This window comes from Sphingomonas sp. P3_C6, from assembly GCF_056402595.1.
The window spans coordinates 32,238-56,279 of sequence record NZ_JBFUHB010000023.1; the positions used below are offsets into that span (position 1 = coordinate 32,238).

The following is a 24,042-nucleotide window of genomic DNA, read 5'->3' on the forward strand; positions in this document are numbered from 1 at the left end:
CTGTATAGCCCCCGCCTCCATGTTGCAAAGCCATCCCCCAATACCGGACTGGACCGGCCTGCCGATCGTCCTTGTAGGGCTGATGGGTGCCGGTAAATCCACGGTGGGCCGTCGTCTGGCGGCGCGCATGCGCTTGCCCTTCGTCGACGCCGACTCGGAGATCGAAGCTGCCGCCGGCATGACCATCACCGAAATCTTCGAGCGATTCGGCGAAGCGCATTTCCGGGACGGCGAGCGGCGGGTGATCGCCCGGCTGATAGACGGCACGCCGAAAGTGATCGCCACCGGCGGCGGCGCCTTCATCAACGACGAGACCCGCGCGCTGATCCTCGACCAGGCGCTGTCGATCTGGCTCGACGCGAATCCCGCCGTGCTGGCCGACCGTGTCGGCCGGCGCGACACGAGACCGCTGCTGCGCAATCGCGACCCGCGCAAGGTGCTCGACGAACTGGCCAAGGTACGCAATCCCATCTACGCGCTGGCCCAAATCCGTGTGGCGAGCCATCACGCGCCGCACGAAACGACCGTGAACTCGATCCTGAAAGCCCTGCGCTTATGACAAGCATCACCGTTTCCCTCGGCGCGCGCAGCTATGAGGTGGTGATCGAGGACGGACTACTGGCACGGTCCGGCGAACGCCTCGCCCCGCTGTCGCGCGGCCGGACGATGGCGATCGTTACCGACGAGAATGTCCTGCCGCACCTGGCAACGCTGCAGGCATCGCTGACCGCGGCCGGTGTTGCGAGCGAGGCGATCGTACTGACGGCCGGCGAAGGATCGAAGAGCTGGGCGACGCTGGAGCACCTCACCGACCGGTTGCTCGACCTTGGTGTCGAGCGCGGCGACCATGTCATCGCCTTGGGCGGCGGCGTGATCGGCGACCTGGTCGGCTTCGCCACCGCGATCGTGAAGCGCGGCTGCGGCTTCGTGCAGATCCCGACCACCCTGCTGGCGCAGGTCGATTCGTCGGTCGGCGGCAAAACCGCGATCAATGCGCGCGCCGGCAAGAACCTGATCGGCGCCTTCCACCAGCCAGCCATGGTGCYGATCGACCCGCAAGTGCTCGACACGCTGCCGTTGCGTCAGGTTCGCGCCGGGTATGCCGAGGTCGTGAAATACGGCCTGATCGACGATTTCGCCTTTTTCGAATGGTGCGAGGCGAACGCCGCCGCACTGCTCGCCGGCGATCCGGCCGCGCGCGAATATGCCATCGCCCATTCGGTCGCCGCCAAGGCGCGGATCGTCGCCGCCGACGAGCGCGAGACGACCGGGGTGCGGGCGCTGCTCAATCTCGGCCACACCTTCGGCCATGCGCTGGAGGCCGAAGCCGGCTTTTCCGACCGGCTGCTGCACGGCGAAGCGGTCGGGGCCGGCATGGCGCTGGCTTTCCGCTACTCAGCGGCAAAGGGCCTTGCGCCGGGCCAGGATGCCGAGCGCGTCACCGCACATCTGAAGGCGATCGGCCTGCCGGACGGCGTCGCCGCAGCCGGCCTGGAAGCGGACGGCGTGACGCTGGTCGACCATATGCTCCATGACAAGAAGATGGATGCGGGCACCCTGCCCTTCCTGCTTGCGCGGGGCATCGGGCAGACATTTCTCGACAAGTCGGTGGCGCTGGGCGACGTCGCCGCGTTCCTGGACGAGGATGGCGGCCGAACCTGACGGCGATGCGCGAATCGAGGGCTTTCGACCGGGTTTCCCGGGCGCCCCCGAGACCTCCCGTCAGGCCCGGCGCGTCGCCAGCCAGGCAAGCCACAGCCAGCCCGAAATCAGCAACACACCCCCGATGGGCGTGACGGCGCCGAGCCAGCGCGGCAGGCCGAGCGCCATCAGGTACAGCGAGCCGGCAAAGATCGCGGCACCGGCGAGAAACAGGATGGCCGGTCCTTTCGCGTCGAGCCGCAATATCGCCAGGGCAGCGACGGCATGGAGCAGTTGATATTGCGCGCCGGTCTTGAGCCAGTCGACCGCGGGCCCGCTTGCGCCATGCGCGCCGAACGCGCCGGCGGCGACGGCGAGCGCACCGGACAGGGCCGCCAAAAGGACGATCGGGTTCATGGCGGCTTCCTTCAACTTTCCAGCGAGAGCAATTGTGCCCAGACATAGGCGCCGGCCAGCATCAGCCCCGCGAACAGGGCGGCGCAGCTGATCGCGAGCACCGCGCCGGCGAGCATGTCCTTGATGACCTTGATCTCCGGATGGACCGCCGGATGAAGCAGATCGATCAATGCCTCGAGCGCCGAATTGATCAACTCGAGCGCCAGAACCAGCGCGCAGATCAGCATGACCACGACCCACCAGAGGATCGACGGCTGGAGCGTGCACAGGGCGATGAAGGCGAGAAGCGCACACCATGCCTGGGTCCTGAAACTACGCTCCCGCGACCAGGCGGCACGCCAGCCCGCCAGGGCGAAACCGATCCGCGCGGCGAGCGAGCGGTTTTTCACACGCTGCCTTCCTCGCCGCGCAACGGCTGGGTGATGACCCGGTCGACCGCGGCGCGAATATCGCCTGCCTCGACCTGGGCCTTGAGCCGTTCCTTGTCGCGAGCCCGGTACATGTCCTCGGTACGGGCGATCTCCTCATCGTCGATGCCGAGGCTGGACATGGCCATGCGCGCCATCCTGATCGCGGATTCGAGCACTTCGCGGACGACGCCGCGCACCGGCGCCCCCTTCAGCTTGATCAGCGAGCGCCGGTCATAGGCGCGCACGAAGATCGCCGCGTTGGGGAACGCCTCATGCACCGCCTCGATCATTTCCGGGGTGATCTGGTCGCCGTCGGTGCAGAACAGGATCAGTTCCGCATCCGCCGCGCCCGCCTGACGCAGGAGATCGAGCCTCGTCCCGTCGCCATAATAGACCTTGGCGCCGAAGCTGCCGGCAACGTCGATCATCTCGATATCGGTGTCGATCAAGGTCACGGGCACGCCCTGCGCGATCAGCATCTGGCCGACCGTCTGCCCGAAACGGCCATAGCCGACGATCAGCGCATTCGCGCCGTCCGAGACCGGGCCTTCGCGCGTGCCGCCGTCGGTTTCCGGTTCGGTGCGGATGCGCGCGGTCGCCTTCATCAGGAACGGGGTGGTGGCCATCGACAAGGTGACGACGGCTCCGAACAGGCTGGCAGCCTCAGGCGCGATCAGCATCGCATTCTGCGCCTGGGCGAACAGCACGAAACCGAATTCGCCGCCCTGGCTGAGCAACAGGCCGAGCGCGAGCGCGCCGCGCCACGTCATCTTGAACAGCAGGCCGAGCCCCATGATGATCACCAGCTTGGTGACGATCAGCGCCAGCGCCATGCCGACGACGAAGAAGGGTCGTTCGGCGATGGCATGAAGATCGAGCATCATGCCGACCGCGAGGAAGAACAGGCCGAGCAGGATCGAGCGGAACGGCTCGACATCGGCCTCCAGTTCATGCCGGTACGGGCTGTCGGCCAGCATGACACCGGCGACGAAAGCACCGAGCGCGGTCGACAAATGAAGCGCCTCCATCAGCGCCGCGGCGGCGATGACGGTGAACAGGCCGGCAAACACGAACATCTCGCGCTCGCCGAGATTGCCGATGATCCGGAACAGAGGCCGAAGGGCGTAGCGCCCGATCAGGATGAGCCCCGCGACTGCCAGCACGGTATAGATGAACAACAGCCAGCCCGGCGGCCCGGCGGCATCCGCCGGATTGCGCGACATCACCGCGACGATGGTGATGAGCGGGACGATCGACAGATCCTGGAACAGCAGGATCGAAAAGGCGCGTTCACCGAACGGGGTGCGCATGCGTCCGGCCGACTGGAGCATCGGCAGGACCTGCGCGGTCGAGGAAAGCGCAAGCGGCAAACCGAGCGCCAATGCGGCAGCGGGCGAGAATTGGGTGATGGCCCAGACCACGCCCGACACGGCGATGCCGCACAGCACGACCTGCATCAGGCCGAGGGCAAAAATCTCGTTCTTCAGTTTCCACAGCCGCTGCGGATTCAGTTCGAGCCCGACGATGAACAGCAGCAGGGTAATGCCGAGTTCGGCGACGCCGATCTTCGATTCGGCACCGCCGACCAGCCCGAGCGCCTGCGGGCCGACCAGTGCGCCGGCGACGAGATAGCCAAGGGTCGCACCAAGGCCGAAGCGGCGGAAGATCAGGACAAAGACAAGGCCGGAGCCAAGCAGGATCACCGCGTCGAAGAGCAGGGATTCGCTCATGCGTCGAGCCCTGCACGGGCGGTCGCGGCGGCCTCTGCCGCTGCCTCGAACGCGAGACGGATCGAGGCGTGGCGCGCGCTGTGCGGCAACGCCGGTGTGAAAAGCGCGAAGCCGGGCCAGTCGGGCAAGGGCCCCTCGCCCGCCAGCCATGCCGCCAGCGCATCGCGGGCAGCAGCCAGTTCCTCGGGCGACTTGCCGATGACGCTCGCGCCCATCAGCGACGAGGATGCCTGGCCGAGCGCACAGGCGCGCACCAGCAGGCCAACCTCGCTGACCCGGCCTTGATCGTCGACATTGATATCGACGGTGACGCGGCTGCCGCAGACGGGAGAGCGTTTCTCCGATGTGCCCATTGGCTCGGGCAGGCGGTCATGATGCGGGACAGTCGCTGCGAGGCGCAGGATCTCGGCATTGTAGAGCGGTGCGTTCATGGCCGCTCCTCACTGATATTGGTGGCTGGGGTGGCGGCGTTATCCGCAGGGCCGAACACCGGTTTGCCCTTGCGGCGGCGATCGACGAAATCGGCGATGCTCGCGCTGGTCGTGTTGAGCAGCGGATAGGTCCGCGCGGAGGTGAGCCATTCGGGGCGATGGGTCGGGCCGCCGCTCACCGTATCGGTCATCAGCGCGACGAGCAGGAAGCCGAGGCTGGCCAGGATCAGACCCTTCAGCGCGCCAAAGCCGAAGCCGAGCGCGCGATCGACCGGTCCCAGGATCGAATCGCGAGTGCGCGACCCGAGCACATTGGCCACCGCCCGCCCTGCAAAATAGGTGACGCCGGCGATGATCGCGAAAGCCAGCACTGCAGCCCCGGTCACCGTGCCGACCGAACCGGACAAGAGGTGCGTGAGCGGCATATGGAACAGCTTGATCGCGAAGACTATCGCGACCCAGGCGAACAGCGACAGGATCTCTGTCACGAAGCCGCGCATCAGGCCGAGGATCGCGGCCCCGCCGACCGCGATCAGTACGAGGATGTCGAGTGCGGTCAGTCCCATGATACGCCTTGGCTTTCCCCCGTTCGCTACCGGCAGCGGGCTCTCGACAAGCCCCGTTTCCGCCCGGCACGATTGGCAGGTAGGTGTCTTCGGCGCCCAGCGCTACCCGCGGCCCAGCATATGGTCAACGAACTGACCGAGGGTACGGAATCCCGACAGCTTCAATGGCGACTTGTCATTGGTGATGGCCGCGGGCACCAGCGCCCGCTCGAAGCCGAGCTTGCCCGATTCCTTGAGCCTGAGCGCGCCATGGGCGACCGGGCGAATCTCGCCCGACAGCGCGATCTCGCCGAACGCGACGGCATCCGACGGCACCGGCCGCTCCGACAGGGCCGAGACGAGCGCCGCAGCCACCGCCAGATCGGCAGCGGGATCCTGCACCCGGTAGCCGCCGGCGATGTTGAGATAGACTTCGCACGCCGAGAAACTGAGGCCGCACCGCGCCTCCAGCACCGCGAGGACCATCGCCAGTCGCCCCGAGTCCCAACCGACCACGGCACGGCGCGGGGTGGCGCCGCTGGCGAGGCGGACGACCAGCGCCTGGATCTCGACCAGAACCGGCCGGGTGCCCTCGAGCGCGGGGAAGACGGTGGTGCCGGTAACGCCCTCGTCGCGCTGAGTCAGGAACAGTGCGCTGGGGTTGGAGATTTCGGCCAGCCCCTCCGCAACCATGGCGAACACGCCGATCTCATCGGTGCCGCCAAAGCGGTTCTTGATCGCGCGGAGGATGCGATATTGATGGCTGCGTTCGCCTTCGAAGCTGAGCACCGTATCGACCATATGTTCGAGCACGCGGGGGCCGGCGATGCTGCCGTCCTTGGTGACGTGTCCGACCAGGACCACAGCGGTGCCGCGCTCCTTGGCAAAGCGGATCAGTTCCTGCGCCGAGGCGCGAACCTGGCTGACGGTGCCGGGAGCGCCCTCGATCAGGTCGGAATGCATGGTCTGGATCGAATCGATCACCAGCAGGGCCGGCGCCCGGCCCTGCCCCAGGGTCGTCAGGATATCGCGGGTCGAAGTCGCCGCGGCGAGCTGAACCGGGGCATTGCCGAGACCGAGCCGGCGCGCGCGCAGGCGAACCTGATCGGCCGCTTCCTCGCCCGAGACATAGGCGACCGGCAGGCCGGCAAGCGCCATCTTAGCCGCCGCCTGGAGCAACAGCGTCGACTTGCCGATGCCGGGGTCGCCGCCGATGAGCGTCGCCGATGCCTCGACGAAACCGCCCCCGAGCGCGCGGTCGAGCTCGGCAATGCCGCTCGGCATGCGTTCGGGCAGCGCGATATCGGCGTCGAGCCCGACCATCGTGACCGAGCGGCCGCCCGACTGGAGGTTGTGCTTGGCCTGGAACGGCGTGACGGTGCCGCCCACTTCCTCGACCAGGCTATTCCACTCCGCACAATCGGCACACTGCCCGGCCCAGCGGTTCGCGACCGATCCGCAGGCCTGGCAGACATAGCGCTTCTGGGGTTTTGCCATTTGGAGGCTTTAACGAAAAAGGAACGGGAGGGGAACAAACTTTTCCACGCACCCCCACCTCGTCATGCCGGACTTGTTCCGGCATCCATGCTTCCGCGGGCCCACAGTCGTTGCGGTTGGGCAGCCATGGACCCCGGGAAAAAGTCCGGGGTGACGTTATAGGGTCAGGCCAGGCGGTGGATCAGGCCGGCTTTGCGGGGATAGTCAGGCCGCGCTGCACCGCAGGGCGCGCCAGCCCGCGCTCAAGCCACGCGGAGACATTCCTGAAATCGTCGAAACCGACCAGATCGCGCGCTTCGTAGAAGCCGATCAGGTTGCGCACCCAGCCGAGCATCGAGATGTCGGCAATGGTATATTCGTCGCCGAGAAACCAGTCCTTGCCCGCCAGCGCCGCGTCCATCACGCCGAGCAGGCGCTTAGATTCATCGACATAACGACCGAGCGGGCGTTTATCCTCCCAGTCCTTGCCGGCGAACTTGTTGAAGAAACCGAGCTGCCCGAACATCGGCCCGACACCGCCCATCTGGAACATCACCCATTGAGTCGCCTCCCAGCGGCCGGTGGGGTTGTTGGGGATGAACTTGCCCGTCTTTCCGGCGAGATACAGCAGGATCGCACCGCTTTCGAACAGGCCGAGCGGCTTGCCGCCGGGGCCGGTGGGGTCGATCATCGCCGGGATCTTGCCGTTCGGGTTGAGCGACACGAATTCCGGGGATTTCTGGTCATTCGTCGCGAAATCGACGAGGTGCGCCTCGTAGGCCAGCCCGGTCTCCTCGAGCATGATCGATGCCTTCACCCCGTTCGGCGTCGGCAGTGAATAGAGCTGGATCCGGTCGGGATGCTGCGCGGGCCAGCGCTTCGTAATCGGAAAATCGGACAGGTCGGTCATGAAGGTCTCCTTGCGCGCACCATAGAGGCATCGCCACGGCCTAGCATCTGAAGAACGACGTTGCCCGCCGATATCATCATGCGTCGCGCCGACTATCGGGAATGATGTGGTTGTCGGCTCGTCCGGACAAACGATTGGCCCCCTCATTCCGACCGCACCGGCCAGAAACATAAAGTCATACTTGGCGCGCAGGGAGATTGGCGTTTCGCTCCGGCGGGTCTATGCGCCCGCCATGCAAGCGAAAGACCTCCGCGTCGCGCTGTTCAGCGGCAACTATAATTATACGCGCGACGGCGCGAATCAGGCTCTCAACCTTCTTGTCGGCCATCTCCTTAAGCAGGGCGCGACGGTGCGCGTCTATTCCCCGACCAGCCGACGCCCCGCCTTCGCGGCGACCGGCGACCTCGTCAGCGTGCCCTCGATCAAGCTGCCCGGCGGGCGGGCGGAGTACAAGCTCGCGCGCGGCATGCCCGCAAAGACCCGGCGGGATGTCGACGCCTTCGCGCCGAACCTGATCCATGTCTCCGCACCCGACTGGCTGGGGCATGCCGCGGTACGTTATGCAGAGCGGAACGGCATCGCCTCGGTCGCGTCCTACCACACGCGGTTCGAGACCTATGTCCGCTATTACGGCATCGGCTTCCTCGAACCGATCATCATCAATGCGCAGCGCAAATTCTATTCGCGCGTCGACGAGGTGCTCGCGCCGAGCCAGATGATGGGCGAGATCCTGCGCGACTGGGGCGTGACGTCCCATATCTCGCGCTGGTCGCGCGGGGTGAATCACGATCGCTTCAACCCCGACCGGCGTAGCCTCGAATGGCGCCGAAGCCTGGGCATCGCCGACGACGAGATCGCGATCGGGTTTCTCGGCCGGCTGGTGAAGGAAAAGGGCCTCGACGTGTTCGCCGACGCGATGCACGCGCTCGACGCGCTCGGCGTCCGGCACAAGACATTGGTGGTGGGCGAAGGCCCGGCACGCGACTGGTTCGCCCAGGAGATTCCGGACGCCGTGTTCGCCGGCTTCCAGTCGGGCGATGACCTTGGCCGTGCGGTCGCCTCCATGGATGTGTTCTTCAACCCGAGCGTGACCGAGACCTTCGGCAATGTGACGCTGGAGGCAATGGCAGCGAAAGTCCCGGTGGTGGCGGCCCACGCTTCCGGCGCGGTCGGCCTGATCGACGACGGGGTCACCGGTCTGATCGTCGATCCGACCGACATCAAGGGCTATGCCGATGCGCTTCGACGCTTCTGCGAAGACGACGCGTTCCGCCATGCCGCCGGCGAGGCCGGACACGCCAAGGCCGCCGGCTATCGTTGGGAAACGGTCAACCAGGCGGTGCTCGATACCTATCTCGCGGTACTGGCTCGGCGAGGGAAATAACCCTCCGGCTGCCGGAGTGCGACCAGCCTTCGGGGTCGAGACGAATGTGGCGCGGGGTTGGGCTGAATGGCATGTCGCCCTCACCCTTCCGCGCTACGCGCTCCCTCCCTCTCCCGCCGGGAGAGGGAAATTACGGCGTCCGCCAGTCGAAGGTGAGCGGCGCCTCGCGGAAGGCGAAGCGGTCGAGATGGCTCGCGACGACGCCGCGCATCCGCTCGTCCTCGGCATCGTCTGGCACGGTCAGCACGACGTCCAGGCTTTCGCTGTCCGCCTGCATCTCCAGCCTACTGCCGTTGGGGAAGTCGATCGTGCCCTCCTCGGGAGAGAACACGACCGTCATCTTGTGGCTCCAGTGCTTGGCGAGTTGCTGGAGATAGCGGCTGGCCGACTGGGTCGGCACCCGGGCGACCGAGACGCTCATTTCAGCCGCTCGATCTTCTGGGCAGCCTCGTCGATCAGCGCCGCGATATGGTGCAGCGTGTCGCCATCGACCTCATGCTCGCCAAGCTTCTGCTGAAGCACCGCCTTGAGATTGCCCATGGCCCGGCGGACCGGACCGCCACTGGTGCGTTCACGCATCGATCCGAGATCCTCGAGCCGGGCGAACAGCGCCTCCACCTCTTCCTCGCGCTCGGTGAGCAGTGCCTTGCCGGCATTGGTGATCGCGTAGAGCTTCTTCGAGCCTTCCGACTTCTGCTCCTCGATCAGGCCCATGTCGTCGAGCATGGTCAGGGTCGGGTAGATCACGCCGGGGCTTGGCGCATAGGCTCCGCCGGTGCGCTCCTCGATGTCGCGGATCAGGTCGTAGCCGTGGCGCGGCTGCTCCTCGATCAGCTTGAGCAGGACGAGGCGAAGCTCGCTGCCGTCGAACATGCGCCGACTGCGGCCGCCGCGTTCGCCATGGCCATGCACTTCCCACTGGAAGGAGAAGGGGCCGCGGCTGAAGCGCCCGCCCCGTGGGCCGCAATCGCGGCCGCGCATATGATGATGAAACATTATCGGTTTTCCTCTTTGTGTATCACGATTGCTCCAAGATATATCTTGAGTCGGTTTTGACAAGGGGGATTTTTTCGGGAACGCGATGATGCCTCACCGGGGTGGCACCATGTGCCCGTCCACCCTATGTTCCGCGCATGGCCGACCTTTTTGCCACCCATGATCCACCTTCCCGCGAGGCGCTTGCCGAGAATGCGCCGCTTGCCGACCGATTGCGGCCGCAGCGGCTGGAGGATGTCGTCGGGCAGGAGCATCTGACCGGGCCCGAAGGAGCGATCGGGCGGATGGTCGCGGCGGGGCGCCTGTCGTCGATGATCCTGTGGGGACCACCCGGCACCGGCAAGACCACCATCGCACGGCTACTGGCCGATGCGGTCGATCTGCGCTTCGTGGCGATCTCGGCGGTGTTCTCCGGCGTGGCCGACCTGAAAAAGGCGTTCGCGGAGGCGCGCGAGCATGCCCGGATCGGCAAGCGCACCCTGTTGTTCGTCGACGAGATTCACCGCTTCAATCGCGCGCAGCAGGATGGTTTCCTGCCCTATGTCGAGAACGGTACCGTCACCCTGGTCGGCGCGACCACCGAAAATCCAAGTTTCGAACTCAACGCCGCAGTGCTGAGCCGCGCGCAGGTGCTTATCCTTCATCGTCTCGACGCCGCGGCGCTCGGCAAGCTGCTCGACCGCGCCGAGGAGACGATGGACAGCCCCCTGCCCCTCACCCCCGAGGCGCGCGACGCGATGATCGCCAGCGCCGATGGCGATGGGCGCTTCCTGCTCAACCAGGCCGAGACCCTCTTCTCGGTCGATCTGCCCGAGCCACTCGATCCGGCGGGGCTTTCCGCGTTCCTGCAGCGGCGCGTCGCGGTGTACGACAAGGACCGCGAGGGGCATTACAACCTCATCTCGGCGCTGCACAAATCGATGCGCGGGTCCGATCCGCAGGCGTCGCTCTATTATCTCGCGCGGATGCTGACCGCGGGCGAGGAGCCGCTCTATGTGCTTCGACGTATCACGCGCTTCGCCAGCGAGGATATCGGGCTCGCCGACCCCAATGCGCTGGTGCAGTGCCTCGCGGCCAAGGATGCCTATGATTTCCTCGGGTCGCCCGAGGGTGAACTCGCGATTGCGCAGGCGTGCCTTTACTGCGCCGTCGCCCCAAAATCGAACGCTGCCTATGCGGCGCAGAAAGCCGCCTGGCGCAGTGCGAAGGAAACGGGATCGCTGATGCCGCCACAGAACATCCTCAACGCGCCGACCAAACTGATGAAAGACATCGGGTACGGCAAGGGTTACGCCTATGACCACGACACGTCGGAGGGGTTCTCGGGATCCAATTACTGGCCCGAAGAGATGAGCCCCCAGACCTTCTACACCCCGACCGATCGCGGCGTGGAGAAGCGGATCGCCGAACGGATGGCCTATTGGCAGGCGCTGAAGGAGCGTGGCGGATGAGCCTGGACTGGAACGGCGTTACGGCATTCGCTCTCGGCCTGCCCGATACGGAGCTGGCGACCAGCTATGGCAAGCCTGCGGTGAAGATCGTGTCGAATGGCCGTGCCTTTCTCCACCCCAGCCGGGAAGACGATTCCTTCGTGCTCGCGATCGACCACGACACCAAGGAGATGCTGATGGAGACCGATCCGGACAGCTTCTGGCAGACGCCGCACTACGAAGGCTGGCCCGGGGTGCTGGTGCGGTACGACAGCGCCGATCCGGACCGGGTCCACGCAATGATCGAGCGGTCGCGCGACTGGAGCGCCGCGCGGCCGCGATCGAGACCGCGTAAAGCCAAGGCATGAGCGACTGCGTCCTGCGCGCGGCCCCCGAGAAGATCGGCGTGCTGATCGAGTGCGCCCGGCGGGACAGGGCCATAGGGGTGAAACGGGCGAGGCGCGGTGGCCATCGTCCCTGACCATTTCACCCATTTCGCCGCGATCGACTGGTCGGGCGCCAAAGGCCGGAGCCACCCCGGCATCGCCCTGGCGATATGCGAGGCGGGCGACGCGGCGCCGGTGCTCGTCGATCCGCCGGGCAGGGCGTGGTCGCGCACCGAGATACTCGAATGGCTGCGTGCTCGTGCCGACGAACCCCTGCTGGTGGGGTTCGACTGCAGCTTTTCGCCACCGATCATCGAACGCGGCGCCTACCTGCCCGGCGAGGAGACGCCGGTCACCTCTCGCGCTTTCTGGGCCTATGTCGATGCCGCCAGCCCGGACATGGATCTGGGTGCGGCATCCTTCCTCGAGAACCGGCGGGGCCGCCATTTTTATCTCGGTGCGGCCGACGGGCCGAAGGCGGGTTTTATCCACCTGCGCGCGAGCGAGACGCAGTACAAGGCAAGCGGGGGCCACAAGCCCGCCTCCCTCTACGACGCGATCGGCGCGGCGCAGGTGGCGAAGGCCAGCTTCGCGTGCATGCGATTGCTGCACCATATCGATACCGCCATCCCGATCTGGCCGTTCGATCCCGTGCCCGCCAAGGGCGCTATGATAGTCGAGATATACACCTCGATTGCCGCGCGAGCCGCAGGCAAACGCAAGGGCCTGAGCAAGTTTCGCGATGGCGAGACGCTGGATGTCGCGTTGGCGGTGATGGGTTCGAAGCCGCATGTCCCGCTCGAGCGCTATACCGACCATGCGACCGACGCGATCCTGACGGCGGCGTGGCTCCGCGCCAATGCCGGCAGGGCCGATCTCTGGCATCCACCGGGTATGACCGACGACATCGCGCAACGCGAGGGCTGGACCTTCGGCGTCGTCTGACGCATTGGGCGGAAACACCATGAGTCGGGGCTCACGCCCCAGCGCCGGTTTAGCTCAGCTGGTAGAGCAGCGGTTTTGTAAACCGAAGGTCGCGGGTTCGATTCCTGCAACCGGCACCACATACGAGTCCTCGTGATTCGGCCGCTGAACGGCCGAAATCGGGAGCGGCTCCGACGATAAGTGTCATGTCCGCGCATCAGCGGACCAGCCCATCCCTGCCGAACCAAACGCCTCGCAAGACGACCCGCCCTCCCGCTGGCAAAGCGCCGGCGCTAGGTTGGCTGCATGAGGCTTCGAATCATTCTCGCAGCTGCGCTCATGTTTGTTCCGACTTGCGCTGGCCGCTCCGGCGGCAGCCCGGCACCCCCCCGCGCCGATGACTGCCCGGACCTGATGGCAAGTGACGTCACCGATCCCGATTCCGTTACGGACTGTCGCTCCTGCGCGGCCCTAGATCGGGGCGCATCGCCATTCGGAGAATTTAGGTCTCGAGCACCTCGGCCGGCGGCTTTCGCCGGGTAAAACGCACGATCGCCTATCGGCAAGCGGATCGACGTCAAACGTTCTACCTGCGTCTCACGCTTCCGCGGGATAGCGCGCCCGGCGCCTTATGCACAGAACTTCGCGAAATACTCCTTCAGGCCCGTGGCGTCCGGGAGCGGGGTCTTCGTCGCTCCGGTCTTTCCATCAGTCGTCTTCACCGTGAAGGACAATGCCTTACCGGCGATGACCGCATCGCGGAACGCCGTCGCTTGATCGTCGACCACGTTGAAACTGGTGCGTGAGAACTGGACTGCACTGAAGGGCTTACCATCGACCTCGATCGCCATGGTGCCGCGATCCTTGCTGTTTGAATCATAAGACACATCGGAGGGCAGATCGATCGATGCACCCCATTTCTGGTTGCTTGGACCGCCCCAGTCTGCCGGACAGCGCAGCAAGATGCGAGTATTGCGAAACGCCATCGGCCCCTCGTTGGGGAGTGAAGCCAGCGTCAACGTGGCGGTGCCCTGGAAGCTGTCGCTCCCACCCGGGCTTGGCGCCGTGATCTGCCAGCGCTTCCCGGCCATTATGTCCGAGGCGCCAGCCAGGGCCTCGACTTTCGCGACATCGCTTTTATCCTTGAAACCTAGCGCGGCATAACAAGCCAGTTTCTCCTTGTCGTCCGCAATGGCGACGCAGCTAGCCAACGAATAACCTTGGGCCGAAAGCGCGCGCGCGGCTGTGTCGAATGCGGCTGGAATATCCTGTTGCGCGGCTGTGCCAGACCCGCCGTTCCCGCCGCACCCAGCCAGCATAAGGGTGGTGACGGCTATCGCGCTCGCTGCGATGCCCCGCATCGCATATGGTCCGCCCTTCTCGCTGCAGCTCAAGATACCCTGCATCAGCACTCTCCCGTTATCCGATGACCATGGCCGATACTCTGCGGCCTTGCAACGCGAAGCGAAGGCTTGAGAGTCGCGAAAGTCTCACCAGAGGTTGCGAACCGCCATAGCCTTCGGGGGGAACGCCCATACATCCAAGTCTCAATCTCAGCGGTTGAATAATGGTCCTTCAACGATCCCCTGAGACAGTCGGTATGGTTTTGATGCACATGGATGGTGTCATCCTCGCGCATTTCACGGATCACCGTTGTCGTGTGACCCGCCCAACACGCGGGGTACCGGCCAGCGAACGGCCTCTACCGCACGCACCAGACTACACCCACCGAAGCGAGCGGTCTGGAGAGAGGGCGAACGGTCAAAGCCATTCTGGAATCGTAACAATCGCTGCGGGATGAAAGTGGAGGATTGTTCCCATAAAGGAACTTGTTGCGTCACTGAGCTGAAGACTGAGATGGCCTTCGCCGATTTGCGCCATGAGCGGACGTAGAATTCGCCAAAGTGCGGCGCTGTCGGTAACGCCCGCCACCCGGCCACGGGCATCGGCTTTCGCCGCTGCCCACTCCAGCCGGGTCTGATGCCAATAGATGTTTGGCAAGGCTGCTTCGACCGCAGAAATTGCGAGTTCGATCCTCGCGCGCCTCTTCCCGCCCGAGAGCGATGCTCCCAGCATCGTGCGCGCTCACCAGCGCCGGCGCGACCGCAAGCGCGAATGCGGCAACCACGAGATGAAAGCGCCGACACAGAGAATGAAAGCGCCGACACAGAGTTGGCGGCCTGGAAACTCTCGACAATGGAACCACTCCACATAGTTCGAGCCAATGTCCGCTCAGCGACGCCTTCGACATCAGCAGTCCGATCATGAACACAGAACCGGCAGAACGTGCACCGTCCTCGTCTCTGCTCACCGGCGACTAGTCCCGAGCATGCAGGCTCCTCGCCACCCGCGAGGAGTCTGGTTGCTGCGCGTCCCGACGTCGGCATTCGAGGCGACGTCCGGCGCGACTGTCGCCATTTGTTCAGATATTCGTTGAAAGGCCGCGAGGTGGTTTGCGACACCGCAGGACGCCCCCGCGTTTCGCCGGCCCGGCCGTGCGGGACAAGATACGCGCGCGGTCATTTGAGAAGGAAGCGGACTGAGAGACTTATGGTCACGTCCTGTTCGCCGGGGATCACCTTCGTCGCTGTGTCGGCTGCCGCCCCGGCCATGTTCTCGCGCATCGCAGTGATGGCGATCGGAGCGCCCACACCCGAATTTTCCGAGATCGACAGGATACGATCGACCCGCAGACCAGCGATCCGTGCATAGAAACCGGCGCGGACACGGGCCTTAGCCACCGCGTCGGCGCGAGCCTCGTCGAGGGCCGTCTCCGGCTTGTCGAGCAGCAGATTCGGGCCGTCGATCTGATTTGCCCCCTCCCGGACGAGCGTATCGAGGATAGCGCCCGCGCGCCCGATATCCCGGAACCTCACTGAAACGGTATTGGAAGCCTGATAGCCGGTGATCGCCGGAGGCGTGTTCTCGGCATAGCGATATTGGGGCTGGAGGGAGATATTGGCCGAACGGATGTCGCGGTCGGCCACCCCTGCCCCTTTGAGCGCGGCAATCACGCGCTTCACGCGCGCGGCATTGTCGGACAGGGCTCCGGCCGCGGTGAGGGCCTGGGTGAGGACGCCGGTGTTGATCACCGCCAGATCCGGCGCGCGCGTGGCCTTGCCCTCGGACACAACCTCCAGGACGGTGCCGTCGATGAGCACGGGTGTCGGCAGCGCCTGGGCCGAGGCTGCGACTGGCAGGAGCGTGGTCGCCGCCAGGGCAAGAAGATTGAGAGACAAACGCATTGAAGTTCCTTTCACGAGAATTGGTATTTGGTTGGGTCCGAGCAGTTGCTTGCTCGCGACTTTCTCCTGGATCTCTGGGGTGGCCGTGATTTTGTTGCCTTGTGTGCATCCGAGCCACTCTGGCTTTAACGCCGCCGGCAACCGATTCCCGTCACACGCGCCAGGGTTGGTGTCTCGTGCTGGGCGCACCCCATCAGCCGCGGCGATCGTCTCCGGGCAGCGTCGCATCAGCTTTGCGCCGCGGCGACGAACTCAAGCCGCATGATCGTGCCTCCCGACGGTGCTTCGAGCGGCTCGACCGATCCGCCGTGGCGGATCATGACCTCCCGAACGAGATTGAGCCCGAGGCCAGCACCGCTTTTCCCTCCCCGCAGGCGGTGGAAAGCCTCGAAGACTCTTTCGCGTTCCTCCAGCGGTATGCCCGGGCCATCGTCCTCGACCTCGATGGTCGCGCCGTCGACGCGCACGACCACCTGACGACCGCCATGTTCGAGCGCGTTCTGAACCAGGTTGGCAAGCACACGACCGATCGCCGCCGTGTCGCCGCGCACGGGCACGGCGCCGAGATCGGCCACCGCCAGTTCCTTGCCACCCGCGATCGCCAAGGGCGCGAGGTCTGCCACCACCTCGCGCACGACCTTTCCGAGATCGACTGCATCGTCGAGCGGCGAAGCGCGCCCGATCCGCTGCAGGTCCAGCATCTGTTCGGCCAGGGTCGCCAGACGGGCGACATCACCCTGGAGACGCCGCGCGAACGTCGAGTCTTGTGCAGCTTCGATCTTGGCCTGGAGGATCGCGATCGGTGTGCGCAATTCGTGCGCAGCGTCGGAGATGAAACGCTGATGCTGCTCATATCCTTCGTCGAGCCGGCGGAGCGCCCCGTTCATCGCTTTGATCAAGGGCACGATTTCCGAGGGGATTCCGTCTGACGACAAGCGGCTGCCGGGCCGGGAAATATCCACCCGACCGGCCTCCCCGGCGACAACGGAAAGCCGGCGAAAGGTCTTGCCCACGATCAGGGGGATGGCAACGATCGTGATGAGCGACAGCACGATCAGGAACGGCACCATGATCGTGCTCGACAGCAGCAACAGCATCGTCACCGTGTTCAGCACCGCGCCCCGGCCAAATACGAGGATGTCGGCGCCCGCCGCGAACAGGCGCAACGTCCAGTCGCCGGTCCGGGATGTTCCCAGAATAGTGAATTCGCCGGCCGGACCGTCAGCCAACCTGACTGAGGCGACATACCGATACGGCGGCATCTCGTCTTTGATGTAGGCGAACGTGATGTGCTCGAGACTATTCGCGATCCCCGCATAGGCAGCGGGGGTTTTGTTGTAGGAGACGGTTTCGCCCCGCGCATCCCGCGCCACGAACCAAAGGTCGGGTACACGACGACGTGCGCCCACCAGTTCGGGCGTATCGACGAGATGCAGCTTGCCGTGACTGTCGCGGATGATCGCGCGAGCCGCCACGTCGGCGAAATCGGGCTCGACCAGCGATTTGCCATCATCGTTATAAAGCACATACCCCGCCAGCAAGGCACCGGTCAGCAGGAACAAGCCGACCTGGAATCCGAGCAGGCGAATGATCAGCCGGGCCTTGAACGACCTCGGGGCCCGCGGCTTCATAGAGCCTTCCGCAGCAGGTAGCCGACGCCCCGGATGGCGTGGATTTCGACGTCGGCACCGGCCTCGCCCAGCCGCTTGCGCAGGCGTGACACATGCGAGTCGAGCGTGTTCGACTGAATCTCGTCGTCGAATCCGTAAACAGCCTCCTCCAACGCGCCGCGCAGGACGGTTCGTCCGCGCCGTCGCATGAGCGCCGCCAAGACGCGGAGTTCCCGCCGTGGCAGATCGAGGCGCACGCCGCGAACCAGTGCCTCGTCGTTCCCCATGTCATAGACCAGTTCGCCGAGCTGAACCTGTCGATGAGGCAACGCTGCCGGGCGCCGCCGTACCGCCCTTATGCGCGCCAGCATTTCCTCCATCGCGAACGGCTTGGCGAGATAGTCGTCGGCGCCGATGTCCAATCCGGCGACGCGATCGTCGATGTCGCCGCGCGCGGAAATGACGATCACCGGCACACCTGGGTTGAACCGCCTGATGTCGTCGATCGCGGCGATACCGTCGCCGTCAGGCAGCGTACGGTCAAGCAGCACGACATCGCTCACCGCGAGCCGCGCGGCTTCGTGCAGCTCTGCGAGCGACGTCACCTGGTCGACGACGTAGCCCTCGCGCTCCAGTACGGCGACCATCGCCGCCGCCATCCCGGCCTCGTCCTCGACCAGCAATATCCGCATCGTTCGTCCTATTACAGTCGCTAACGGGGCGCGAACCGGATGGGCGGTCGCCACGACCGACCGCCCACCGTGTCAGCGGCGTTTCAAAAGCCGAGCGACATGCCCAGCTGGATCTTCGACGAGGTAAGTCCGTCGCGATAGTTCACGCGGACATATTCTGCACGTGCCGAAACACCCTGTGTCACCGCGGCCTCGATGCCGGCGCCCCACAGGAATCCCTTTTCGGTGCTGCTGGTCTTCAGGTCCTTGAGATTGGTCGCGCGGAAGTCGGTCGTCTCGCGCACCCGCAGCCAGCTATATCCGGCGCGGCCGTAGAGAAGCACGTTCGACGCCGGCAGTACGCCCACGCGGCCCGAGACATCCCAGGTCCATCGCGGCTTCAGGGTATAGTCGCCCGTGGTGCTCGACGCGACAAGCGCCTTGCCGCCGCGTCCGATCCCCGCCTCGGCACCGATCAGCAATGCCTTGCCGATCTGCGCGTCATAACCGACATGTCCGCGATAACCGATCCCGCCTTTCTTCTCATCGACCTTGGTCGCGATACGCGGCACCTGGAAGTCACCGTCATGCCAGCGATAGTCGATCGACGCCCCGATCTTGACGCCAGCGAGCGTTACCTCTTCGCGCGACTGGGCGAGGGCGGCGCTCGGCAGAAGCACCAGGGCCCCGATCAACAAGCAGATACTCTTCATCACAAATCCTTTTTCCGGTCACAGCCGCCTGCAAAGGGCGGTGCCGACCGGATGGACGTGCAACCTTGTGCGAGCATTGCGCGGCGTCAGATTTCAGACGAGCGCCTCGCAGCGGTCCGATTTCTGGCGCCGTCCTACGCTCCGGGGGCAAGGTTGGCGACCAGAGGCGCCGCCATTCGGCCGAAGCGGTCGCGCCTGGCGCAAGACGGTGTTGGATATCGATCGCTGACGCGGTATCGGGAGGACCGGCAGCCGCCCGGCGTCGGCGCGATCTTTCCGGGAGCGAACTTGACCTATACTGCTTTGTGGATCGCGCTCGCCCTCCTGGCGCTGGCTGGTCTTCTCTTCATCCTGATCTACAACCGGCTGGTGCGCGCGCGTGCGCTCGTACGCGAGGGTTGGAGCGGGATCACCGTGCAATTGCGGCGACGCGCGGATCTGGTGCCCAATCTGGTCGCCACGGTCCAGGGCTATGCCGCGCATGAACGCGATCTGCTCGACGACGTCACGGCCCATCGGTCGGATGCGGTGAAAGCCGCCCGTCCGGAGGATGCGGCCCGTGCCGATGCGGCGCTGGGCGGCATGCTCGGCCGGCTGATGGCGGTTGTCGAAGCCTATCCCGAACTGAAGGCCGATACCAATTTCCGTGCCCTGCAAACCGAGCTGTCCGCGATCGAGACGGAACTTCAAAGCGCCCGCCGCTATTACAATGCCACGGTCCGCGATCTGAACACCCGTATAGCTTCCTTCCCGGATCTGCTCGTCGCCGGTCCGCTCGGCTTTCGCGAGGAACAATATTTCGAGGATGCGGATCCCGCCATCGCGAACGCCCCGGCAATCCGTTTCGACGGCGCGCGCTGAGCGTGCGGATCCTGCCCAAGCTGATCGCAGCGCTCGCGCTGCTGGTTGCCGTGCCTGCGCATGCAGAGGAGCGGATCACCGATTTCGTCAGCGACGTCACCGTACGTGCGGACGGCACATTGGACGTCGTCGAGACGATCCACATCGTCTCCGAAGGGGACGAGATCCAGCGAGGTATCCAGCGCGATTTCCCGACCCGCTATCCCGGTCCGGGGGGCCGCATGGTTACCGTCGGCTTCCGGGTGGTCGGCGTGGTGCGCGACGGTCGCCCCGAACCCTATACGCTGGTCGGCATGGACAATGGCGAGCGGGTGCGGATCGGACGCGCGGATACGCTGCTGACGCCCGGCGAGCACGTCTATCGCATCCAGTATCGCACGACCCGCCAACTCAGTTTCTATTCCGATGTCGACGAGCTTTACTGGAATGCCACCGGCAATGGCTGGACCTTCCCGATCGAACGCGCAGAGGCAAGAATTACCCTGCCCAAGGCAGTGAAATTCGGGAAGCGGGCGCTGTATACCGGGGAACAGGGCTCAACCGCCGCTGACGCGCAAGTGGTGGACGAGCGGCCAGGCAGGATCGTCTTTCGCACCACAAGGCGGCTTGAGGCGATGGAGGGGCTCACCGTGGCTGCCGCCTGGCCCAAGGGCGTCGTCGCTCCGCCCGGCGCGCTGGACAAGCTCGGCTGGTGGTTGGACGATTGGGGCGCGGTGCTACTCGCCGCCCTCGGCGTGATCGCCATGCTCGTTTACTGGGCGCATTCCTTGTGGCGGGCGCGGCGTCACCCCGATCCCCGCCCGCTCGTGCCACTGTTCTCGCCACCCGATGGGCTGTCCGCGGCTGCGGTGCGCTATGTCTGGCGCAAGGATTTCGACGATCGGACCTTTTCCGCGGCGGTGGTCGATGCCGCGGTACGCGGCCGGCTGCGGATCGTCGACGGCGTCGCGAACGACGGCGACGCCGAGCAGCGGCTCGAGCAGGTGGACGGCGCGGCCGCTCTTCCCCCGGCGGAAGAGAAAATGACCCGGCGGCTGTTCAAATCGCGCAAGTCGGTGGTGCTGAAGCAGGCCAACCACGCCGTGCTGACCGCCGCGCGCCGCAGCCTGGTAGAGGAACTCGAGGCGCAGTATGGCGAGGGCCGCACCTTTACCGAGGAGCCCCGCAACCGCCTGCTGGGATGGATGCTCGTCGTCGGCCTGATGCTCGCGGTGGCGGTCACGTTGCTGCTGGGTAATCCGCGAGTGTCGCCCTGGACGCTCCCCGGGCTCGTCGGCGGCATGGTCGTCGGCCGCCTTCTGCTAATGCTGTTGGCCCGCCAGCGCCGCGGGAAGCCCGGCAAAGGCGTGAAGGTCCTGAACTGGATCGTCACCGGGCTGACGTGGCTGGCAACGGTGTTCCTTGGCTGCACGCTCGTCTTCCTGGGGTTGGCCAGCGGCAACCCCCTCCCCCTGCTCGTTCCGCTGCTCGCCATCCCCTTCCTGCTGGTGACCCGCGCGTTGCTGGTGGTGCCCACCCCGGCCGGATGGGCACTTCGCGACGGGATTCGCGGGTTTCGCCATTATCTATCAGTGGCGGAGGAGGACCGGCTGGACACGCTGAACCCGCCGGAAAAGACCGCGGCGCTGTTTGAACGCTACCTGCCCTATGCCATGGCGCTGGAGGTGGAAAATCGCTGGGCGAAGCGCTTCGCCAATGTCATGGTCACAGCCGGCATGGACGACCGCCCCAACTCCACGAGCGACTGGTATGTCGGGAACAACAGGCGATCCTGGTCGGATTCCGGCGCGTTCGCTGTTGCGATGGGCTCGGCGCTGACCTCCACCATCGCTTCGGCCGCGACTTCGCCCAGTACCTCCAGCAGCAGTTCGAGCAGCAGCAGCAGTAGTTCAAGCGGCTCCTCAGGCGGCGGTTCATCCGGCGGCGGCGGCGGCGGTGGCGGTGGATCGGGATGGTAGGAAGCGGACATAGCCCACGTTTCCAGTGACCAAGCGCAGGCGGTCGCGACAGCGCCGACGGCGGCCCGATTTCTCTGTTCTAAGGACGTGAATGTGACGGGCCCCATCAGCGCTGAGAGCCCCATTGGCCGCAGGCCCGACTTCGACAATATCGCGGCCCCGGGTTAGGGCTAGAGCCGCTGGAGTTTACGCGCGTTTGGCCCCCGGGGGATCGATGCCGGCAGCCGACCCAAGGCCTGCAATGCCGAGGCGTCATCGCCGACGTTCGCTGAGAACGTGAAGAGCCCGCTGGTGAAAACAAAACAGAGGTTGACCGTGCCGGGACCCGTGCGCACCTCGACAGACTCGATTGTGCTGAAGGGTGCGGCCCGCTTGCGGATCACCCGGTATTCAAGTCCATCAGGCGCGATTCCCAAGTAGGGGTTCAGACTGTTGGTCGCGACGGCAAGCCAGGGCGATAGCCCCCGCAAACCGGTGAAGGTCGCGAACACGGGAATTGTGGCCAAACCCAGTGTATCAACGCTGACGGGACCCGCTGATCCCAATGACTTTTTCGAGCGCAGGAAGCGACGCCCGAGCAGGAAGAGCCCGCCAAGGACGAGGATCTGAAGGACGGCCACAAGGACAGAGAGCAGGATGTTCAAGGTCATCGGCTATCATAGGTTTGAATATATCGAACACCTAAGGTAAAGTCGCCCCAGAGCGGCCAAGCACCCACGCGATCGAGGGCTGCGGTAACCTTCGCGGTTCATCTCAACGGGCGGAGCCATGTCCGCTGTCCCGTGTGGTCGATGACGATAAGCATCTGTCTCAAGACCGGCATGCCGACATTCGGAAGTCCGTTTTCCTCAAAGCTTACCATAGGCGATTGCAGGACGACTGAGCCAATCCGAACTTCGCCTATGATCTGTGCCTGGTAGGACGCTTGCTGACCGCCTGCCGACCGAGTTATTCCATTTCGCACGGGCGGCGCTTTCAAAGGAAGGCTTGCCGCCATTGATAGCGGAAAGCTCAGCGGCTGGTCGTTTCCGGTGTCAACGAGGGCGGTAATGGTTTGCCCCGGCAACCCCACCGTCACTGCAGGTAGCTCGTCGAGGTGACCGACCGCGGGCCCGGTTGGCCTATTGTCGGCCGTATCCGGGAGGATCCGGACCCGACTGTGAGCAAAATCAATCTCGGTCAGACGGCCCGGAAAGCTGTTAGGTCCGATGACTCCTACGGAATCGCGCCTCTTGAAGTCGATCACGGTCGCCGGCCCGTCGGCAACGACGGCCCTTCCAATGGTCAATCCTACAAGGCGTGTGGTGTATCCTGGTATTGGACGCCCCGTGGCGCCATCGACCGATTCCGAAGGGCCGACATTGGGCAGGCTGATCTGTGCGGCATAAATACTATCGACAATGTTTCCATTCGTGCCGGTGTCGAAAACGAGCGGTACGGGGGTCGATTCGTTGAAACGTGCGACCACGATCGTGCGATTGCCGGAGCTGAACAGGGGGAAGGTCTGGACGGACTGTTCCGAAGACGGGCTGGCGGTCTGCGCTGATGCCGGCGCCGCGTTACCGCAGCACAATGCCATGGAAAGTGCGGCGGCGGCGTGACGGGTTAAGAGCATGGGTGCGTCCTCGAAACATTTATAGTACGATTAGTACTAATAGTGACGGAAGGGTCAAATGAACAGTCGGAAAGATCCCCTCACCGAGCTTGAGGGAGCGATCCTCTCGGAAATCCATCACCGCCAGCGCTCAACGGCGTTTCAGGTGCGCAAGGCGTTCCAGGTCTCGCCATCTCTCGAGTGGAGTGGGAGCGCTGGCGCCGTCTATCCGGCGATCAGCAAGATGGTCGCGGCGGGGTTGGTAAGGTCCGAATCGACCTCGTCCAAACTGAGGACACGCCTCCTGACCCTCACCGCGGACGGAGAGACGCGCTTGAACGACTGGATATGCGACCCAGAGCGGGCCGCGAGCGTGGGTCTCGACCCCTTCCGACTCAGGGCAGGAATGTGGGACGCGATCGCGCCCGCGACCCGACGAAGGGCATTTGAAGCGCTGAGCCAACGGATCGAGTCCGAGATTGAAGCACTAGCGACCCAGTTGCCCGAACTGGACTCTGTGGAAGGACAACGGATCGAACTGGCGATTGTCTTGCAGAGAAGTCGCCTCAGTTGGTTGAATCAGCGCCTGACGGAGAAATGAGGTCGTCGCTAGGTCTATCTGGTTCTGCTGGGAGGTCACGCGCTCGCGGGCCGCACCCCTCTTCTGCGGGTCTGTTTTTACCTAGCGGTATGTGAACCGCCCGTCCCGT

Annotated in this window: 26 protein-coding genes and 1 tRNA gene; 10 read left to right on the forward strand and 17 right to left on the reverse strand. The window is 65.0% G+C overall.

The features are described 5' to 3' along the window. Positions 1-19 precede the first annotated feature (19 nt). Together AC1DT7_RS18400 and aroB are read left to right on the forward strand one after the other, a co-directional pair. On the forward strand, positions 20-559 hold the full coding sequence (locus AC1DT7_RS18400) for a shikimate kinase (protein ID WP_478037663.1): 540 nt from the start codon (positions 20-22) through the stop codon (positions 557-559). Continuing rightward, positions 556-1,662 (forward strand): 3-dehydroquinate synthase, encoded by a 1,107-nt coding sequence (gene aroB / locus AC1DT7_RS18405; protein ID WP_478037604.1) that lies wholly within the window; start codon positions 556-558, stop codon positions 1,660-1,662. Before AC1DT7_RS18400 ends, aroB begins: the two co-directional genes overlap by 4 nt. Before the next feature lie 60 nt (positions 1,663-1,722). Here aroB and AC1DT7_RS18410 read toward each other — a convergent pair whose 3' ends face one another. From AC1DT7_RS18410 to AC1DT7_RS18440, 7 genes are all read right to left on the reverse strand, one after another. Next, positions 1,723-2,058, reverse strand: a complete 336-nt coding sequence (locus AC1DT7_RS18410; RefSeq protein WP_478037605.1) for a DUF423 domain-containing protein — start codon at positions 2,056-2,058, stop codon at positions 1,723-1,725. A gap of 11 nt (positions 2,059-2,069) precedes the next feature. Further along, complete coding sequence (locus AC1DT7_RS18415; protein ID WP_478037606.1) at positions 2,070-2,447, reverse strand: diacylglycerol kinase; 378 nt, start codon at positions 2,445-2,447, stop codon at positions 2,070-2,072. After that, complete coding sequence (locus tag AC1DT7_RS18420) at positions 2,444-4,198, reverse strand: cation:proton antiporter domain-containing protein (RefSeq protein WP_478037608.1); 1,755 nt, start codon at positions 4,196-4,198, stop codon at positions 2,444-2,446. Before AC1DT7_RS18420 ends, AC1DT7_RS18415 begins: the two co-directional genes overlap by 4 nt. Beyond that, positions 4,195-4,629, reverse strand: coding sequence for an iron-sulfur cluster assembly scaffold protein (locus tag AC1DT7_RS18425; RefSeq protein ID WP_478037609.1), 435 nt, complete (start codon positions 4,627-4,629; stop codon positions 4,195-4,197). The genes AC1DT7_RS18420 and AC1DT7_RS18425 overlap by 4 nt, the downstream gene beginning before the upstream one ends. Continuing rightward, the gene (locus AC1DT7_RS18430; RefSeq protein WP_478037610.1) at positions 4,626-5,195 is read right to left on the reverse strand and encodes a CvpA family protein; all 570 of its coding nucleotides are present in this window, start codon (positions 5,193-5,195) and stop codon (positions 4,626-4,628) included. The genes AC1DT7_RS18425 and AC1DT7_RS18430 overlap by 4 nt, the downstream gene beginning before the upstream one ends. Before the next feature lie 102 nt (positions 5,196-5,297). Further along, positions 5,298-6,671 carry a DNA repair protein RadA gene (gene radA / locus AC1DT7_RS18435; protein ID WP_478037612.1) on the reverse strand — a complete coding sequence of 458 codons (1,374 nt, stop codon included), beginning with the start codon at positions 6,669-6,671 and terminating at the stop codon, positions 5,298-5,300. A 181-nt stretch (positions 6,672-6,852) separates the two neighbouring features. Then, complete coding sequence (locus AC1DT7_RS18440; protein ID WP_478037613.1) at positions 6,853-7,560, reverse strand: glutathione binding-like protein; 708 nt, start codon at positions 7,558-7,560, stop codon at positions 6,853-6,855. 232 nt (positions 7,561-7,792) lie between these two features. On the opposite strand from AC1DT7_RS18440, the gene AC1DT7_RS18445 reads away from it, so the two are divergent. After that, positions 7,793-8,944, forward strand: a complete 1,152-nt coding sequence (locus AC1DT7_RS18445; RefSeq protein ID WP_478037615.1) for a glycosyltransferase family 4 protein — start codon at positions 7,793-7,795, stop codon at positions 8,942-8,944. A 130-nt stretch (positions 8,945-9,074) separates the two neighbouring features. Here AC1DT7_RS18445 and AC1DT7_RS18450 read toward each other — a convergent pair whose 3' ends face one another. Then, positions 9,075-9,365, reverse strand: a complete 291-nt coding sequence (locus AC1DT7_RS18450; protein ID WP_478037616.1) for a DUF2218 domain-containing protein — start codon at positions 9,363-9,365, stop codon at positions 9,075-9,077. Further along, positions 9,362-9,940, reverse strand: a complete 579-nt coding sequence (locus AC1DT7_RS18455; protein ID WP_478037617.1) for a PadR family transcriptional regulator — start codon at positions 9,938-9,940, stop codon at positions 9,362-9,364. The genes AC1DT7_RS18450 and AC1DT7_RS18455 overlap by 4 nt, the downstream gene beginning before the upstream one ends. Positions 9,941-10,077: 137 nt before the next feature. On the opposite strand from AC1DT7_RS18455, the gene AC1DT7_RS18460 reads away from it, so the two are divergent. The 4 genes from AC1DT7_RS18460 (at position 10,078) to AC1DT7_RS18475 (ending at position 12,820) form a co-directional block, all read left to right on the forward strand. Beyond that, the gene (locus AC1DT7_RS18460) at positions 10,078-11,391 is read left to right on the forward strand and encodes a replication-associated recombination protein A (protein ID WP_478037619.1); all 1,314 of its coding nucleotides are present in this window, start codon (positions 10,078-10,080) and stop codon (positions 11,389-11,391) included. Continuing rightward, entirely contained in the window at positions 11,388-11,738 is a 351-nt protein-coding gene (locus tag AC1DT7_RS18465) for an MmcQ/YjbR family DNA-binding protein (protein ID WP_478037620.1), read from the forward strand. Before AC1DT7_RS18460 ends, AC1DT7_RS18465 begins: the two co-directional genes overlap by 4 nt. Before the next feature lie 102 nt (positions 11,739-11,840). After that, complete coding sequence (locus AC1DT7_RS18470; RefSeq protein WP_478037665.1) at positions 11,841-12,701, forward strand: hypothetical protein; 861 nt, start codon at positions 11,841-11,843, stop codon at positions 12,699-12,701. Between the two features lie 43 nt (positions 12,702-12,744). After that, positions 12,745-12,820 (forward strand) — tRNA-Thr (locus AC1DT7_RS18475). Positions 12,821-13,309: 489 nt separating this feature from the next. Here AC1DT7_RS18475 and AC1DT7_RS18480 read toward each other — a convergent pair. The 6 genes from AC1DT7_RS18480 to AC1DT7_RS18505 all read right to left on the reverse strand — a co-directional run bounded on the left by AC1DT7_RS18480 (position 13,310) and on the right by AC1DT7_RS18505 (position 18,919). Then, complete coding sequence (locus tag AC1DT7_RS18480) at positions 13,310-14,086, reverse strand: hypothetical protein (protein WP_478037622.1); 777 nt, start codon at positions 14,084-14,086, stop codon at positions 13,310-13,312. Positions 14,087-14,441: 355 nt separating this feature from the next. Continuing rightward, a complete protein-coding gene (locus AC1DT7_RS18485; protein WP_478037624.1) occupies positions 14,442-14,756 on the reverse strand; it encodes a hypothetical protein in 315 nt (104 codons plus the stop codon). Positions 14,757-15,199: 443 nt separating this feature from the next. Next, entirely contained in the window at positions 15,200-15,925 is a 726-nt protein-coding gene (locus tag AC1DT7_RS18490) for an SIMPL domain-containing protein (RefSeq protein WP_478037625.1), read from the reverse strand. Positions 15,926-16,152: 227 nt separating this feature from the next. Further along, on the reverse strand, positions 16,153-17,487 hold the full coding sequence (locus tag AC1DT7_RS18495; protein WP_478037626.1) for a sensor histidine kinase: 1,335 nt from the start codon (positions 17,485-17,487) through the stop codon (positions 16,153-16,155). 65 nt (positions 17,488-17,552) lie between these two features. Then, the gene (locus tag AC1DT7_RS18500; protein WP_478037628.1) at positions 17,553-18,227 is read right to left on the reverse strand and encodes a response regulator; all 675 of its coding nucleotides are present in this window, start codon (positions 18,225-18,227) and stop codon (positions 17,553-17,555) included. A gap of 83 nt (positions 18,228-18,310) precedes the next feature. Beyond that, on the reverse strand, positions 18,311-18,919 hold the full coding sequence (locus tag AC1DT7_RS18505) for an outer membrane protein (protein ID WP_478037630.1): 609 nt from the start codon (positions 18,917-18,919) through the stop codon (positions 18,311-18,313). A gap of 288 nt (positions 18,920-19,207) precedes the next feature. Here AC1DT7_RS18505 and AC1DT7_RS18510 point away from each other — a divergent pair, with 288 nt between their 5' ends. Both AC1DT7_RS18510 and AC1DT7_RS18515 read left to right on the forward strand, forming a co-directional pair. Beyond that, positions 19,208-19,780 (forward strand): LemA family protein, encoded by a 573-nt coding sequence (locus tag AC1DT7_RS18510; RefSeq protein WP_478037632.1) that lies wholly within the window; start codon positions 19,208-19,210, stop codon positions 19,778-19,780. Between the two features lie 2 nt (positions 19,781-19,782). Next, complete coding sequence (locus tag AC1DT7_RS18515) at positions 19,783-21,738, forward strand: DUF2207 domain-containing protein (RefSeq protein ID WP_478037633.1); 1,956 nt, start codon at positions 19,783-19,785, stop codon at positions 21,736-21,738. Positions 21,739-21,908: 170 nt separating this feature from the next. Here AC1DT7_RS18515 and AC1DT7_RS18520 read toward each other — a convergent pair whose 3' ends face one another. Continuing rightward, positions 21,909-22,388: a hypothetical protein gene (locus AC1DT7_RS18520; RefSeq protein ID WP_478037634.1), complete on the reverse strand. Its 480-nt coding sequence runs from the start codon at positions 22,386-22,388 to the stop codon at positions 21,909-21,911. Positions 22,389-22,486: 98 nt separating this feature from the next. Continuing rightward, a complete protein-coding gene (locus AC1DT7_RS18525; RefSeq protein WP_478037635.1) occupies positions 22,487-23,353 on the reverse strand; it encodes an aspartyl protease family protein in 867 nt (288 codons plus the stop codon). 58 nt (positions 23,354-23,411) lie between these two features. Here AC1DT7_RS18525 and AC1DT7_RS18530 point away from each other — a divergent pair, with 58 nt between their 5' ends. After that, positions 23,412-23,933, forward strand: a complete 522-nt coding sequence (locus AC1DT7_RS18530) for a PadR family transcriptional regulator (protein WP_478037637.1) — start codon at positions 23,412-23,414, stop codon at positions 23,931-23,933. The last annotated feature ends 109 nt before the right edge of the window (positions 23,934-24,042 follow it).

Excerpts from the sequence above, each read along its gene's own strand:
- AC1DT7_RS18445 (WP_478037615.1), top strand. The coding sequence starts at position 7,793 with ATGCAAGCGAAAGACCTCCGCGTCGCGCTGTTCAGCGGCAACTATAAT.
- AC1DT7_RS18525 (WP_478037635.1), bottom strand. The coding sequence starts at position 23,353 with ATGCTCTTAACCCGTCACGCCGCCGCCGCACTTTCCATGGCATTGTGC.
- radA (WP_478037612.1), bottom strand. The coding sequence starts at position 6,671 with ATGGCAAAACCCCAGAAGCGCTATGTCTGCCAGGCCTGCGGATCGGTC.
- AC1DT7_RS18425 (WP_478037609.1), bottom strand. The coding sequence starts at position 4,629 with ATGAACGCACCGCTCTACAATGCCGAGATCCTGCGCCTCGCAGCGACT.
- AC1DT7_RS18400 (WP_478037663.1), top strand. The coding sequence starts at position 20 with ATGTTGCAAAGCCATCCCCCAATACCGGACTGGACCGGCCTGCCGATC.
- AC1DT7_RS18440 (WP_478037613.1), bottom strand. The coding sequence starts at position 7,560 with ATGACCGACCTGTCCGATTTTCCGATTACGAAGCGCTGGCCCGCGCAG.
- AC1DT7_RS18500 (WP_478037628.1), bottom strand. The coding sequence starts at position 18,227 with ATGCGGATATTGCTGGTCGAGGACGAGGCCGGGATGGCGGCGGCGATG.
- AC1DT7_RS18505 (WP_478037630.1), bottom strand. The coding sequence starts at position 18,919 with ATGAAGAGTATCTGCTTGTTGATCGGGGCCCTGGTGCTTCTGCCGAGC.
- AC1DT7_RS18520 (WP_478037634.1), bottom strand. The coding sequence starts at position 22,388 with ATGACCTTGAACATCCTGCTCTCTGTCCTTGTGGCCGTCCTTCAGATC.
- AC1DT7_RS18460 (WP_478037619.1), top strand. The coding sequence starts at position 10,078 with ATGGCCGACCTTTTTGCCACCCATGATCCACCTTCCCGCGAGGCGCTT.
- AC1DT7_RS18490 (WP_478037625.1), bottom strand. The coding sequence starts at position 15,925 with ATGCGTTTGTCTCTCAATCTTCTTGCCCTGGCGGCGACCACGCTCCTG.
- AC1DT7_RS18480 (WP_478037622.1), bottom strand. The coding sequence starts at position 14,086 with ATGCAGGGTATCTTGAGCTGCAGCGAGAAGGGCGGACCATATGCGATG.
- AC1DT7_RS18430 (WP_478037610.1), bottom strand. The coding sequence starts at position 5,195 with ATGGGACTGACCGCACTCGACATCCTCGTACTGATCGCGGTCGGCGGG.
- AC1DT7_RS18465 (WP_478037620.1), top strand. The coding sequence starts at position 11,388 with ATGAGCCTGGACTGGAACGGCGTTACGGCATTCGCTCTCGGCCTGCCC.
- AC1DT7_RS18420 (WP_478037608.1), bottom strand. The coding sequence starts at position 4,198 with ATGAGCGAATCCCTGCTCTTCGACGCGGTGATCCTGCTTGGCTCCGGC.
- AC1DT7_RS18530 (WP_478037637.1), top strand. The coding sequence starts at position 23,412 with ATGAACAGTCGGAAAGATCCCCTCACCGAGCTTGAGGGAGCGATCCTC.
- AC1DT7_RS18450 (WP_478037616.1), bottom strand. The coding sequence starts at position 9,365 with ATGAGCGTCTCGGTCGCCCGGGTGCCGACCCAGTCGGCCAGCCGCTAT.
- AC1DT7_RS18485 (WP_478037624.1), bottom strand. The coding sequence starts at position 14,756 with ATGCTGGGAGCATCGCTCTCGGGCGGGAAGAGGCGCGCGAGGATCGAA.
- AC1DT7_RS18455 (WP_478037617.1), bottom strand. The coding sequence starts at position 9,940 with ATGTTTCATCATCATATGCGCGGCCGCGATTGCGGCCCACGGGGCGGG.
- AC1DT7_RS18410 (WP_478037605.1), bottom strand. The coding sequence starts at position 2,058 with ATGAACCCGATCGTCCTTTTGGCGGCCCTGTCCGGTGCGCTCGCCGTC.